The sequence below is a fragment of the Candidatus Tisiphia endosymbiont of Dascillus cervinus genome (genome assembly GCF_964026405.1).
In the GTDB taxonomy this organism is placed as follows: Bacteria; Pseudomonadota; Alphaproteobacteria; order Rickettsiales; family Rickettsiaceae; genus Tisiphia.
Genome location: NZ_OZ032146.1, coordinates 1,400,421 through 1,414,185, shown reverse-complemented (window position 1 = coordinate 1,414,185; position 13,765 = coordinate 1,400,421). Strand labels below are relative to the sequence as shown.

The 13,765-nt window shown below is 32.7% G+C and carries 11 protein-coding genes and 1 pseudogene; 3 read left to right on the top strand and 9 right to left on the bottom strand.

Annotated features, from left to right (window positions below; genetic code table 11):
- Positions 1–2: 2 nt before the first annotated feature.
- From AAGD19_RS06990 to AAGD19_RS06975, 4 genes are all read right to left on the bottom strand, one after another.
- Positions 3–1,760, bottom strand: coding sequence for a type I secretion system permease/ATPase (locus AAGD19_RS06990; RefSeq protein WP_341747714.1), 1,758 nt, complete (start codon positions 1,758–1,760; stop codon positions 3–5).
- A gap of 488 nt (positions 1,761–2,248) precedes the next feature.
- Positions 2,249–3,274 carry an aspartate-semialdehyde dehydrogenase gene (gene asd / locus AAGD19_RS06985; protein WP_341747713.1) on the bottom strand — a complete coding sequence of 342 codons (1,026 nt, stop codon included), beginning with the start codon at positions 3,272–3,274 and terminating at the stop codon, positions 2,249–2,251.
- Positions 3,275–3,449: 175 nt separating this feature from the next.
- Positions 3,450–3,800 (bottom strand): HIT domain-containing protein, encoded by a 351-nt coding sequence (locus AAGD19_RS06980; protein WP_341747712.1) that lies wholly within the window; start codon positions 3,798–3,800, stop codon positions 3,450–3,452.
- 51 nt (positions 3,801–3,851) lie between these two features.
- Positions 3,852–4,217: a DUF2628 domain-containing protein gene (locus tag AAGD19_RS06975; RefSeq protein ID WP_341747711.1), complete on the bottom strand. Its 366-nt coding sequence runs from the start codon at positions 4,215–4,217 to the stop codon at positions 3,852–3,854.
- A gap of 90 nt (positions 4,218–4,307) precedes the next feature.
- Between AAGD19_RS06975 and hslV the strand changes: the two genes are divergently transcribed.
- The 3 genes and pseudogenes from hslV to AAGD19_RS06960 all read left to right on the top strand — a co-directional run bounded on the left by hslV (position 4,308) and on the right by AAGD19_RS06960 (position 7,733).
- Positions 4,308–4,874, top strand: coding sequence for an ATP-dependent protease subunit HslV (gene hslV / locus AAGD19_RS06970; RefSeq protein ID WP_341747710.1), 567 nt, complete (start codon positions 4,308–4,310; stop codon positions 4,872–4,874).
- Positions 4,871–6,211 (top strand): ATP-dependent protease ATPase subunit HslU, encoded by a 1,341-nt coding sequence (gene hslU / locus AAGD19_RS06965; RefSeq protein ID WP_341747709.1) that lies wholly within the window; start codon positions 4,871–4,873, stop codon positions 6,209–6,211. Before hslV ends, hslU begins: the two co-directional genes overlap by 4 nt.
- Before the next feature lie 2 nt (positions 6,212–6,213).
- Positions 6,214–7,733: pseudogene (locus tag AAGD19_RS06960) on the top strand (YifB family Mg chelatase-like AAA ATPase).
- Positions 7,734–8,206: 473 nt separating this feature from the next.
- Here AAGD19_RS06960 and AAGD19_RS06955 read toward each other — a convergent pair.
- The 5 genes from AAGD19_RS06955 to AAGD19_RS06935 all read right to left on the bottom strand — a co-directional run bounded on the left by AAGD19_RS06955 (position 8,207) and on the right by AAGD19_RS06935 (position 13,716).
- Positions 8,207–8,461, bottom strand: a complete 255-nt coding sequence (locus tag AAGD19_RS06955) for a hypothetical protein (RefSeq protein WP_341747708.1) — start codon at positions 8,459–8,461, stop codon at positions 8,207–8,209.
- A 102-nt stretch (positions 8,462–8,563) separates the two neighbouring features.
- Positions 8,564–9,007: a phasin family protein gene (locus AAGD19_RS06950; protein WP_341747707.1), complete on the bottom strand. Its 444-nt coding sequence runs from the start codon at positions 9,005–9,007 to the stop codon at positions 8,564–8,566.
- A gap of 108 nt (positions 9,008–9,115) precedes the next feature.
- Positions 9,116–11,170 (bottom strand): S9 family peptidase, encoded by a 2,055-nt coding sequence (locus AAGD19_RS06945; RefSeq protein ID WP_341747706.1) that lies wholly within the window; start codon positions 11,168–11,170, stop codon positions 9,116–9,118.
- 1 nt (position 11,171) lies between these two features.
- A complete protein-coding gene (locus AAGD19_RS06940) occupies positions 11,172–12,803 on the bottom strand; it encodes a proton-conducting transporter membrane subunit (protein WP_341747705.1) in 1,632 nt (543 codons plus the stop codon).
- A gap of 40 nt (positions 12,804–12,843) precedes the next feature.
- Complete coding sequence (locus AAGD19_RS06935) at positions 12,844–13,716, bottom strand: type II CAAX endopeptidase family protein (RefSeq protein WP_341747704.1); 873 nt, start codon at positions 13,714–13,716, stop codon at positions 12,844–12,846.
- Between the last annotated feature and the right edge of the window lie 49 nt (positions 13,717–13,765).

The window sequence follows — 13,765 nt, the reverse complement described above, 5'->3', positions numbered from 1 at the left end:
ACTTATTCATTAATGTGGATTACACCATTTTGTAACAGTTTAACTCGATTTTGCATTTCTTCTTGAGTGCCATAAAGAGCTACCGCCCCCTCTTGTAATACCAAAATCTTATCTACCACCGATAATACAGAAGGTCTATGAGAGATAACAACTACAGCAATACCCTTAGATTTTGCTTGCTTTAAGCAATTTGATAGGGCTATTTCACCCGCTTCGTCAAGATTTGCATTAGGTTCATCTAAAATAAGTAGTTTAGGATTACCATAAAATGCTCTAGCAAGACCAACCCGTTGTTTTTGTCCACCAGAAAGATTAGAGCCTGCTGTTCCAATATCTGAATCATAGCCATCCGGTAATCTTAAGATCATTTCATGAGCTCCAGCAATTTTAGCTGCCTCAATTACTTTTTCCGGATCAGCATTTTCAGTCATCCTAGCTATATTCTGCTTTATACTACCACTAAATAACTCTATTCCTTGCGGCAAATACCCTACATGTTTACCAAAGTCTTCCCTGTTCCAACGATAAATTTCTCCACTATCAAGCCTAACAGTCCCTGACGATGCTTTCCATACCCCAACTAAAACTTTTGCTAAAGTTGACTTACCTGCTGCAGAAGACCCTATAATTGCTAATATTTCACCAGGCTGCACCGCAAAGGACACTCCTTTTAAAATATATCTTGGTACTGGCGGTTGTGGTATATGTGGAGGAATTGGTATCGAATAATAAATATTTTCCACAGTTAAATGTCCTTCAACATTTGGAATTGGCATTGCTTCTTCTCTTGATTTATACGAAGCAAATAATTGATTGATATTTTTATAAGATTTTATAGCTCCGCTCATACTTTTCCATAACTCAATAGCGTTATCAAAAGGGGCTAAAGCTCTACCAACTATAATGGAACTCATAATCATACCACCAGTAGTCATCTCTCTTCCTGAAGTACTAACAACAACATAAGCCCCAATACCAGTTACCAGCATCTGCATAACATTACGGATAAATCTTGAAAAATTAGAAATAGCACCATTACGGTAGCTAGCAATTGATTGCTTCTCCAAAGAAGCAATATTAAATTGATGCCAATTTGCCGTAACATTTTTCATCATGCCCATAGCTTCTACAACTTCTGAATTTCTATTGGCGATGTCAGCTTGCGTCATACCCTTTATAGAAAATTCAGTAGCTTCACCGAGAGTTTTATTAGTTGCAGCTGCATTAAAGAAAGCCGTAGATACAATAATAATAGCCCCAACTAATGTAAGGATTCCAATATATGGATGAATTAAGAAAATTACTATTATATAGACAACACTCCAAGGAGCATCAAATAAAGTATTAATACCAGTGCTAGTTAGAAAGGTTTTTACTGTTTGGAAATCACGAAGTAACTGACTAGCCCCCATATTAGTACGAGTTGCAGAGGCTGAAATAGAGTGACCAAAAATTACAGGAGCAATTGTTTTATCCAACCATTCACCAACTTTAATTAGGGTGAATGATCTAGCAATTTGCAATAACCCATAAATAAAATAGATCGTACCAATAATAATAGACAACCACATTAATGTAAATAAGTTACCACTTCCTATAACCCGATCAAGAACTTGCAAGGAATAAAGAGGTGTTATCAACATTAACAAGTTAATAACAAACGCAAAACTAAAAACTATCCAAAACGCAATTTTGCATTTCTCAAGAGCAGTAGTTAGGGGATTTATTACTTGAGATACTAATGCACTATTACTTCTCATATTACCATTGTTATATTATATTTTTCTGAATTAATAATCTATATCATCTAACACAAATTAAATTAGCCTGTCCTGATAACAGTAGTTATCCGAACCTGATGGCTTCCTGGCTCTATTATATTTTTTACTGCTAATTAGTAAAAATTATACTATTTGTAATATTTTTTATTTGACTCTACACTATACGCAAAATAAATAATATGGCAACCTCTTTATTATACTTAGAGCTTAGAAGTATAACAGGGTAATTTAAAAATCACAACTAATGATAGAAAATACTAAATTATAGAAGCGAATAGTTGTCATCGCGAGCCACAAAGTGGCGTGGCGATCCAAATAAACAACTTGCTGTTTTATTTTTTGCCATTGCAACTTTTGGATTGCCATGTCGCCGTTTTGCGGCTCCTCGCAATGACATTTATGCATTTAAAAAACAAACTTTTCTATCATTAGTTGTAACTTTTAAATTACCCTGAAATATAACCTAATTACTTTTTCGACAAATATCCTTTTATCAACTCCTCAGCAATTTGTACAGCGTTTAAAGCTGCTCCTTTCCGTAAATTATCTGCTGTAATCCATAAATTAATGGTATTTTTTTGACTATGATCATTTCTAATTCGCGAAACATAAACAAGATCTTTACCAACAACATCTATGGGAGAAACATATTGTGTTTTATCCAAATGAGAATTAACTACAATAGAGTCTGATTCTTTTAGTATTTCTTCTATTTCTTTAGCATCTATCTCTCCACTAAACTCAACATTCACTGAAATAGAATGACCAACAAACACTGGCACTCTTACGCAAGTTACACTAAATTTAGCATGTGATCCTATAATTTTTTCTAATTCCAAGGAAATCTTCGATTCTTCACTAGTAGAACCATCTTCATTAAAACTACCTATATAAGGAAATAAATTAAAAGCTATTTGCCTAGGGAAAATTTTAGGAGTGATGTCGCTAAAAACATATTTTGCCTTAGTTTGCTCGTAAAGCTCATCCATTCCTCTCTTTCCTGCTCCTGAAGTCGATTGATAAGTCGATATCACCATTCTCTTAATCTTTACTGCATTATCCAAAGGCTTTAATACAGTAGCTATAGGAGCAGTACAACAATTCGGATTAGCTATAATATTTTTAATAGTATAATCTTTAAGGCTCGCTAGATTGGCTTCTGGAACTATCAAAGGAACATCAGAATCAAGTCTGAAAAATGACGATTTATCGATAACTATGCAACCTTGCTCGACAACCTTGGGTATATATTCCATGGATATTTTTGATCCAGCTGCGAAGAAAGCAATATCTATTTTGCTAAAATCTACACTATCTATGTCAGATATTTTTATAGTGCCATCTCCAAAGCTAACCTCTTTACCATTAGACTCACTCGAAGCTATAGCGTGGATATTATTAATTGGAAAATTTCTCTCAAACAAAATTTCTAAAGTTTCTCGCCCAACATTACCCGACGCACCAATTACCGCAATATTATATTGTTTTGTCATTTACATTTATTTTTTTATTATTCTTACAAGCTTCATGGATTGCCACGCTCACGTACGTTCGCTCGCAATGACATATACGTCTATAAAACGTCATTGCGAGGAGACCGTAGGTCGACGAAGCAATTTATAATTTCACCGAATTTGGAATGAGAATATAGCAAACCAAATTAATTGACTATATCAGCTTAGAAATAGTTTTTCCCCCTATAATATGGAAATGAAAATGGAACACACTCTGTCCAGACTTTACCCCTTTATTAGTAATCAAACGATAGCCATCTTGATCTAAACCAACTAGCGATGCAATATAGGCTAGTTTGGTGAAATAATCTTTAATTTCATCGCTAGAAGCTTTAAGGATAAAATCACTATAGTCAATATACTCCTTTTTTGGTATAATTATTATATGTACTGGAGCTACAGGATTTATATCATTAAATGCTATTAGATTATCATCTTCATATATTATCTCTGCTGGAATATCTTTACCAATAATTTTTACAAAAACATTATTCTTGTCATACATATTATACTCTCATTTTTATTATCTACTCCCAAATGTCAATATTTGAGATTACTATAACACATTTTTTTCATCCACTAAGCGTTCTAAAAATTTTAATTCAGCTTCTATCTCAGATTTTGCTAATATTATGTCTGTAAGTTGATATTTCTTTTTTTGCAAATCATATTCTCTCATATCATCGCTGAAAAAACCAAATATCAACATAATGGCGAGTTGACTTACAGAAATAAAATTAGTACAACCTAAACTTGATATAAAAATACTTAATATCAAAGTAGTTATTAGTGGTAACCACATTCTATGATAGAATGCCCAAAACACGCTTAAAAATGCAGCAAATAATGAAAAACCTTGCTTGATAAGAATAAAATCATTATCTTTTTTTTGAGGATTAACATATATTGAATAAATATTCATAGGAAAGTCTTGTAATTACGATATTAAATGATTACTTAAATACCATAATAATAAACAAATAGCCAAACATCAATATTTAAAAGATTCTTTATGTCAGATAACTCGTCCGGTCCTGTCACATTACACGGGACTACTATACTTTGCTTAAGAAAAGGCGGAGAGGTTGTAATTGCCGCTGATGGTCAGGTTTCCCTTGGTAATACAATTTTAAAATCCACAGCAAAAAAACTAAGAACCATGTACAATAATAGTATTGTTGCTGGCTTTGCTGGATCTACGGCAGATGCTCTAACTTTATTCGAAAAACTAGAATTAAAGTTAGAAAAATATTCATACCAATTACTGAGAAGTGCAGTAGAACTGGCAAAAGAATGGCGTAGTGATAAATATTTGCGTAAGCTTGAAGCAATGATGATTGTTGCAGATCAAAAAAATATATTAATTTTAACTGGTAATGGTGATGTAGTTGAACCTGATGGTGATGCTGCTGCCATTGGTTCTGGTGGAGTATATGCACTGGCAAGTGCCAAAGGTTTAATGTCTTTTGATAATAACTTAACTGCCGAAGAGATTGCTTTAAAATCAATGCATATTGCAGCTGACATCTGTGTTTTCTCCAATCATAATATTATTCTAGAAAAAGTTAAAGTTATATGAGTATTAATCTTAAAAAAAAATCTATGGGATTAACTCCCGCTAAAATCGTAGCTGAACTTGATAGATTCATTGTTGGGCAATATAAAGCTAAAAAAGCTGTTGCGATAGCGTTGCGGAATCGCTGTAGACGTAGAAATGTAGACGAACCACTTCGTCAAGAAATCGTGCCAAAAAATATTTTAATGATAGGACCAACTGGCGTAGGTAAGACTGAAATCGCTAGGCGACTTGCTAAGCTTAGCGGCTCACCATTTCTTAAAGTAGAAGCAACAAAATTCACTGAAGTAGGATATGTTGGACGAGATGTTGAGTCAATAATACGAGACTTAGTGGAAATAGCTGTTAACACACAAAAAGCTAATGCTAAAAAAGCAGTGATTGCTAATGCACATTTAAAAACTGTAGAGAGGATTTTGGATGCTTTAGTCGGCAAATCAGCATCAACTGAAACTAGAGAAAAATTTTGTCGCAAGCTTGAAAAAGGTGAACTTGACAATACTGAAATTGAAATAAGTATAACAGATTCAGGTGGCTTATTTGGTAGTAGTAATTTTGAGATTCCTGGTATGCCAGGAGCTGCCATGGGCGTCTTAAATATTTCTGATATGATCGGCAAAGCTATCGGTACTAATAAAACAAAAACTAAGAAAATGCTGGTTAAAGATGCTCGTTTAATTATTTCTGCTGAAGAGTCAGAAAAATTGATCGATCAAGAAAAAATTACTCAAGATGCCTTAGTGCTAGTACAAAATGATGGTATAGTATTTTTGGATGAAATAGATAAAATCACCTCAAGATCTGAGGGAAAAAGTTCAGAAATTAGTAGAGAAGGAGTGCAAAGAGATTTATTACCTATTATTGAGGGTACAACAGTTAATACAAAACATGGTCCTATAGAAACTGCTCATATATTATTTATAGCATCAGGTGCTTTTCATTTATCAAAACCATCTGATTTATTACCTGAATTGCAAGGAAGGCTACCTATTAGAGTAGAGTTAAGCTCACTCACTAAGGACGATATGATAAAAATTTTAATTGAACCAGAATCAAGTTTAATAAAACAATATTCAGCCTTAATTGCAACCGAAGGGGTAAAATTAAAATTTACTGATAATGCAATAGATAAAATTGCTACTTATGCAGCAAATGTTAATTTAGAAGTTGAAGATATTGGAGCAAGAAGGTTACATACTATTCTAGAAAATTTATTGGAGGAGATAAGCTTCAATGCAAGTGATACGAAAGAAAAAGAGATAGTTATTGACGAACATTTTGTCGACCAGCAATTATCAAAAATTATCAAGAATCTTGATCTAGTAAAATTTATTTTATAAAAATGATAGTTCATCTTGGTAGTTTAACTTTTAGCGGTATAGATATTATCGATGTTGATGTGCAAGTACAGATATCACCAGGGATACCTAATTTTACTATAGTAGGACTTGCTGATAAAACTATTGGCGAGTCTAAAGAACGAGTTAGAGCAGCACTTTCTTCAATAGGTCTTGCCTTGCCTGCTCAAAAAATACTGATAAATTTAGCTCCAGCTGATTTGGTTAAAGAAGGTAGTCATTTTGACCTTGCTATTGCTTGTGCTATACTTAGCAGCATGAAAATTTTACCAGCTGAGGAAATACAAGAATATCTAGTAATAGGCGAATTATCTCTAGATGGTTCTATTCTACCTGTCAGCGGGGCTTTGCCTGCTGCTATTGGAGCTTTGGCTAGAAATAAAGGGCTAATTTGTTCAAAATCTAATGGTCAGGAAGCTGCATGGTCTGGCAATAATAATATTTTGGTAGCAGGAAATTTAATAGAGTTAGTTAACCATTTTAAAGGCTCACAAATATTATCATCACCTGAATTAGAAATTGACACTACTATAATAAATTACCCTAATTTTAAAGATATCAAAGGACAAAAGGCCGCTAAGCGAGCTTTAGAAATAGCAGCCTCTGGTGGTCACAATCTATTAATGCTTGGTCCACCTGGTACTGGCAAATCTATGTTGGCACAATGTATACCTGGTATATTACCCAAAATGCGACCCGAAGAAATATTGGAGTGCAGTACTATAGCAAGCGTTGTAGGCAAGCTAGCAAACGGGAAACTATCAAGAGCTAGACCTTTTCGTACCCCCACCACTCATGCTCGATAGCAGCGATGGTCGGCGGTGGGGTTGGTAAAAGAGTAAAACCTGGAGAGATCTCGTTAGCACATAACGGAGTGTTGTTTTTAGATGAATTACCAGAATTTCCACCTAACGTTATCGAATCTTTAAGGCAGCCAATTGAAACCGGAGAAATACTAATTGCTAGAGCAAATTCGCATATAAAATATCCTGCTAACTTTCAGTTAATAGCAGCAATGAATCCTTGTAAATGTGGTTATTTAAGCGATCCTCACAAAGCATGTTCTAAAGCCCCAAAATGTGGGAGCGATTATCAGATGCGAATTTCTGGTCCTATCATGGATCGATTTGATCTACATATAGAGGTAGGATCTATCGACTCATATAACTATGATTTAATAGAAGATGATACAGAAGAAGAGTCGGGGCAGATAGCATACAGGGTCGAAATGGCTCGTAATATTCAACAAACTAGATATGAAGGATATAATATCAAAACAAATAACCGTTTGGACGGACAGTTGCTTATCGAACATGCATTGCCAGTAGATGACGGTAAGGATTTACTTAATGAAGCCGCGACAAAATTTCGTATATCCATGCGTGCTTATAACCGTATCTTACGGGTTACAAGAACTATAGCGGATCTAGACGCTTCTTCCAACGTTTACAGGATACACATTGCTGAAGCACTAAACTATAGAAGAATAGGGGGTAGCTTTTGAATTAACCATTAGTTGTGCTTCTGTATCATAGTACCCTAAATTTTTCTATAATCGTCATAGCAAGGCTCTTTAGATGCCGTGACGATCCAAGTAAACAGCGAAGCTGTTTTTTTAGAGTAACGCTTCGCGTATCCTAGATTGCCGCGTCGCCGCTTTTTCGCGACTCCTCGCTAATAGACGATCAGCAGCCATTTTAATAGTGGTTATATAAATGTAGGGTACTATGCTTCTATATACTACTATGATTTCAAGAGTTGATAGACGATAGTATAACTTCAAAAAGAGGTAGCAGTAGCAAAGTCGAGTGGCGTGGCGTACATGAGTAACGGAGCAGCTGAAATATTTAGGTCGCGAGACCTTAATTCTTGCAGTTCTAGCTGAGTATAAGATGAAAGTGCAACCTGTATCACTTCTTAAAACAGCCTTATGTTGTCCCTTTCAACCAATAAACTAATTTCTTTAGCCAAATCTACCTATTTTGCTGAGCTATTTGGTGTTGATATATTTTGACTTGTTTGTTCTTTTAGTAGTTTACTTTTTTCTTCTATTGAATTAAGAAAGAAATAAGTGAAGGTTAGGAAACCAACTAAAAGCGGTATAAATACAAAGAGAATTGCCTTTAGTTTCCTAGCTGATTCTTCACGATCCAGTCGTTTTTCTCTTTCTTCTTCTGTTTCAACAAATTTATTATCGGTATTTCTGTCAGTATCTAAATTATCTTTTGACATTTCTATAATCTAAGGTTCTCGTTAGTTGTATTGTAATGCTATCTTTAGTTAGCTCTTTAATTTATGCGTATTTAAGTTATAAAATATACCCATTAATAATTCTTAAGCTTTGTTTTTTATGTTATCACAAGTCTTAGTCATCTCTCCTGTCATACTATTTATGGCATCAAACATTTTCATTGAAGTATCAGATGCCATACTGACAAACTCTTTAATGTTATTGATTGAAGTTTCGCAAGTCGACTTAAGGTATTTTTGCTGACATTCGGCTATTTGGTTTAAATCTCCAGAAGTTATTGCATCTTTTGTAGAATTCAGCATATTCATAGCATTGTTTTGAAAATCCTCTGAATTTTTTTGGATCATAGACTGCAGTGATTCAGTAACAATCTGATTTGTTGTAGTAAGTATTTTAGTACTTTTCTTGATAGTATCTGACATAGCAGAAAAATCCATAACAGGTAAGTTTTTTACGGAATTTATGTAAACTTCTGGATTCATAAAAGATTTCATAAAATCTACAAATTGGGCTGTACTATTAGTCATTGTAAATCCTCTAAATTAAGTGATCTATTTATTGTGTAAATCATAAATCTCATGTTACCATTTATAAAAATACGAGTCAATAGCTGGTTAATAATAATCTTAATATAGTCAATTGATTATACCAAAAACCCTGAATACAAATACTATATCATCGGCTGCTTCTTTTAGATAATCGAAACGACCAGAAGAACCTTTATGCCCTGAATCCATATTAGTTTTTAGCAATAATATATTATCGTCGAGTTTTGTCGCTCGAATCTTTGCTACCCATTTAGCCGCTTCCCAATAGCCAACTCTAGGGTCAGAGATTCCAGCAGTGATAAATAGACTTGGGTAATTTTGTGGCTTTATATTATCGTACGGAGAATAAGACTTAATATAGTTAAAATAGTCTAATTCTTTAGGATTACCCCACTCTTTAAACTCACCGGGGGTTAATGGCAATTGTTCATCAAGCATGGTATTTAATACATCAACAAAAGGTACATGGGCAAGTGCTGCTTTAAATAATTGTGGTTGCTCATTAATTACCGCTCCAATTAATAACCCTCCTGCACTTCCACCACAGATTACTATATTACCTTGACTAGTATATTTTTCTTTAATTAGCTCTTTACTAACCGCAATAAAGTCATCGAAAGTTCTTTTCTTATTGAGGAATTTGGCAGCTTTATACCAATCATGTCCGAGATCATCTCCCCCTCTAATATGGGCAAGAGCATAGACAAATCCACGATTTACAAGAGAAATAGCTGTATTCCGGAAAGATACTGGTATGCTAACACCATATGAACCATAACCATATAAATATAAAGGATTCTTCCCATCCTTGTTAAACAACGATTTTTTATATAATAAGGTAACTGGTACTTTAACCCCATCATTATCAGCAAATATCCTTTCTACCATATATTCTTCAGGATTAAAGCCACTTGGGATTTCTTGTACTTTCAATATTGTCAGTTGGTCGCTATTAAAATCATAACTATAAGTGGTGTTCGGTCTAGCAAGTGAAGAATAATTTACTCGGATATCATCTTCATCAAAATTAGTAGACATGGCTGAGGCAGTAAAAGCAGCATCCGGGAAGTGGATAATTTTTTCATCCTGTTCTTTAAGATGTTTTATTTTAATAACTGGTAATCCTTGATCACGATAATTAACTATCAAATAATTGTTAGTAATATCAAAACTTGATAAATATTTAGTCGGTTCTTCTGGAATATAATTATTTTTCCATAAATCATTTTGGAAATTATGTACATTTACTAATACTATACGAAAATTCTTTGCCTCCTCGTTGGTATTAATATAAAAATTATCACCATTATGCTCAACATCATAAAAAACCCCATCCTTTGCAGCTCTAATAAGTTTAGGCTGGAAGCTATGATCACGCATTTCTATAGCATATATTTCATTTTCATTATGACCAGAAATATCAATAAAAATATATTGTCGACTAGATGATTTGCCTGCATTTAACTGATATAATGGATTTGTTATATGATGTACTAACTTATCATTGGAAATTACATCCCCTAAAGAGTGGAACATTAATTTATCACAACGAGAATTCTCATTAATCGGCATATAAAAGAACCCTTTCAAATCTTCATGCCAAATTATATTGCGACTAACGTTATGTATTTCATCTGGTAGATATTGTTTGGTCTTTAAATTATAGACTTTAATTGTATATTTCTCATCACCGGAAAAATCAACACTATAAGCCATTAACGTATGATCAGGAGAGACTGCTACTAGACCTACATCAGTAAATTTATTATCTTTGGCAAGAACATTGATATCTAATATAATTTCTTCCGAAGCATCCACTGACCCTATCTTTCGGCAATATATCGGATATTCGGTATTTTCTTCAGTTCTAGTATAATAATAATAACTATCTTTTTTTACATAAGTTGACTGATCAGCCAGTTTAATTCTACCTTTTAGCTCTTCAAATATTTTATCTTTTTCTTGTTGTAATTGTGCAAAAAATTGCTCGGTATATTTATTTTCTGCCTGTAAATATTCTATAATTTTTTTATTACTAACATTAGGCCACTCATTATCCCTAAGCCAAGCATACTCATCTGTAATTTTTTGACCGTGCAATGTAAAACTATAATCGATCTTATTAGCTATGGGTGGCTTCATTTTATTCTCCTCTACTACTTGTAATCAATAATATGGTAAAAATAATTAATAGTATAATTACTACCAACAAACCAGTTGACTGATTATGCCAAGATTTCATTTTACGTAAAGTACTTTTTTCTATTCTGTTAAAAATAGGGCTGTCCGCTCCTATTTTATCATAAAAGTCTTGCACCACTAAGTTATATTTAAAATAAATATGACGAATATTATTTTCAATAAACTGAAATAAGTCTAAATTTATGTTGGCAGTTGAACGCCTAGAAATCGTTTTACTAAGAACTAAGGCAAATATTATACCTATTACTATTATTACCATTTGTTTTACTAAATCCAACCAATTTGTATCAATTATTTCAATAGGATAAGATGACCATACTAGTTTCAAACCTTCTTCTAAACAAAAGCTAGTTGCTAATAAAAACGATAGCATGACAAATAAACTAACTTTAGTTAGAATATTTAACTTAAGGTAAAAACCACTAATCAAAGATTTGTATTTAACCACAGAAAATAAAGCAATGCATGTGACAATCTTGAGTAGGAAAATAGCATAATAATTAATATCTTGCTCCAAAGCATTGGTTACAACAATTTTGGTAACAAAACTAGCAAAAGGAGGCAAGGCTATAATGAACAATACACTAACTATTAAACTAACAAACAACAAATGACTTTTGGGCGAGTAAATTCCTTTTATTTCAGAACAATTTTCTATATTTTCTTTGTCTATTAATATGGCAACGTATAAGACAAATAAAGCTTTATACAGTATATGGACAAAAAGAAAAACTATGATTCCTAAATTTGCTTGTTGAGATTTTGTACCAATAGCAATTAGCATGAATCCAAGCTGAGAAACAGTAAGATAACCTACTAATCTTTTGATGTTATCTTCTAGGCAAGCATAAATCCCGCCATATATAATCATTAATAATCCAAAGAATTTAAGTATTTCTAAGCCACTAAATAGTTTAAGGAGTATAATTATCGATATTTTACTAGTAAAGCTAGTTAAATATATCATCCCTGAGCTTGAAGCAAATGGATAGCAATTAACAATCCATCCAGAAAAAGGTATGCTAGCTACATTAATCAAACAACCACAAAGTATTAGAGCATAAAATATAAAACCAGCCTCTTGATTTTCTATCAATGAGGTAAGAGAAATAATTTGTGAACTAGAGGTGTGAGTAATTATATAACTAATCCCTATTAAAATAAGACTACCACTTATAAGATGGGTAAGCAAATATTGTCTTGCTGCTCTAACACTATTTTTGTAATTGCCATAAAAAATCAACAAAGCAGCAAATATCATCATCATTTCTAGAGAAGCAAACATCGAAACAAAATCCCCAGCAAATAAACAGACCAAAGAACTAGCTGAATATAGGCTACCTATAAGTACCTCAAATTTTCTGTTTTTACTTATGGCATATAAGTTAGTAGCCAGCGTTACAACAATAAAAGCAAGTGCTATTAACTTATTTTCACTACTAAAATTAATAACAAAACTATTATTGTATAGATTAACTACCATCTCATCTTTGTTGTTAATTAATAATATACCAACAACTATTGGACATATTATTGCAATAATATAAAATGTTTTATAAAATGCATTTCTCATTATTTAGCCTCAATTTGATGAAGAGATAGGTTAACCTGACTTATATATTTGCAGCAGGATAGCTAAATAACATTAAGTGGAATAAATTTAATCCAAAATGCACCATCATTGCACATATGATCCTATTTGTTTTATCGTAAGTATATCCGTAACATAAAGCACAAATCGTGGCTAATATTATATAAATGCTACCCCCTTGAAAATGAGCTAAACCAAATATTAAAGATGCAATAATAATATGAGCATTTTTACCTCCTATCCCTAAAATATTAAATCCTGCAAGTGGTTCTAATAAAGTTTTTAAGGTATTCTGTAAGAATCCACGAAAAATTACTTCCTCTGCCATACATACAAAGAATAAGTTATTAATTGCCCAAATCAATAACACATTTGGTATCTTCGGATCGAATTTTACATATCCACTAATAAAAGCAGGGATTAAAACTCCAGCTATACAAAGTAAAAGAAAACAAGCTGTTTGTTTTAAAGATTTTACATCTATAGTTTTCTCTAAAATATAAAAATTACTTATAGAATAGAGTATTAGTGCAGACATAGTCTTGTCAAAATTTAAAAACATAGAAAATGGACGTGACAACTCAGAAAGCTGGACTTTATTTAAAACTAATATATTAAAGAAGCCTGGTATTAAATGAAAAGCAAATCCAGCTATGAAAGAGGATACTCCTATAAAGAATAGAATTTTTAAAACTTTATTGACATTATTAAGGTGGAAATATAAGTATGTCATTATACTAAAGCAACACAACAAAGTTAGTCCAACGATATTTATTACGCCCTGAGATAATCCTACAATATTTGTTATAATGATGCTTATGTATAAAAACTTTTTATCTCTATGAAACAATGCAATAATTACTGTAATAATTAATAAAATATAAGTTATGTTCATCTGATTCCTTTATATTTGTGTTAAGTTATTTTAGCACCCCTGTTTTGGT

Coding starts and splice junctions, on each gene's coding strand:
- AAGD19_RS06950 (WP_341747707.1), bottom strand. CDS start 9,007: ATGACTAATAGTACAGCCCAATTTGTAGATTTTATGAAATCTTTTATG.
- AAGD19_RS06980 (WP_341747712.1), bottom strand. CDS start 3,800: ATGTATGACAAGAATAATGTTTTTGTAAAAATTATTGGTAAAGATATT.
- AAGD19_RS06990 (WP_341747714.1), bottom strand. CDS start 1,760: ATGAGAAGTAATAGTGCATTAGTATCTCAAGTAATAAATCCCCTAACT.
- AAGD19_RS06975 (WP_341747711.1), bottom strand. CDS start 4,217: ATGAATATTTATTCAATATATGTTAATCCTCAAAAAAAAGATAATGAT.
- asd (WP_341747713.1), bottom strand. CDS start 3,274: ATGACAAAACAATATAATATTGCGGTAATTGGTGCGTCGGGTAATGTT.
- AAGD19_RS06935 (WP_341747704.1), bottom strand. CDS start 13,716: ATGAACATAACTTATATTTTATTAATTATTACAGTAATTATTGCATTG.
- hslV (WP_341747710.1), top strand. CDS start 4,308: ATGTCAGATAACTCGTCCGGTCCTGTCACATTACACGGGACTACTATA.
- AAGD19_RS06955 (WP_341747708.1), bottom strand. CDS start 8,461: ATGTCAAAAGATAATTTAGATACTGACAGAAATACCGATAATAAATTT.
- AAGD19_RS06940 (WP_341747705.1), bottom strand. CDS start 12,803: ATGAGAAATGCATTTTATAAAACATTTTATATTATTGCAATAATATGT.
- hslU (WP_341747709.1), top strand. CDS start 4,871: ATGAGTATTAATCTTAAAAAAAAATCTATGGGATTAACTCCCGCTAAA.
- AAGD19_RS06945 (WP_341747706.1), bottom strand. CDS start 11,170: ATGAAGCCACCCATAGCTAATAAGATCGATTATAGTTTTACATTGCAC.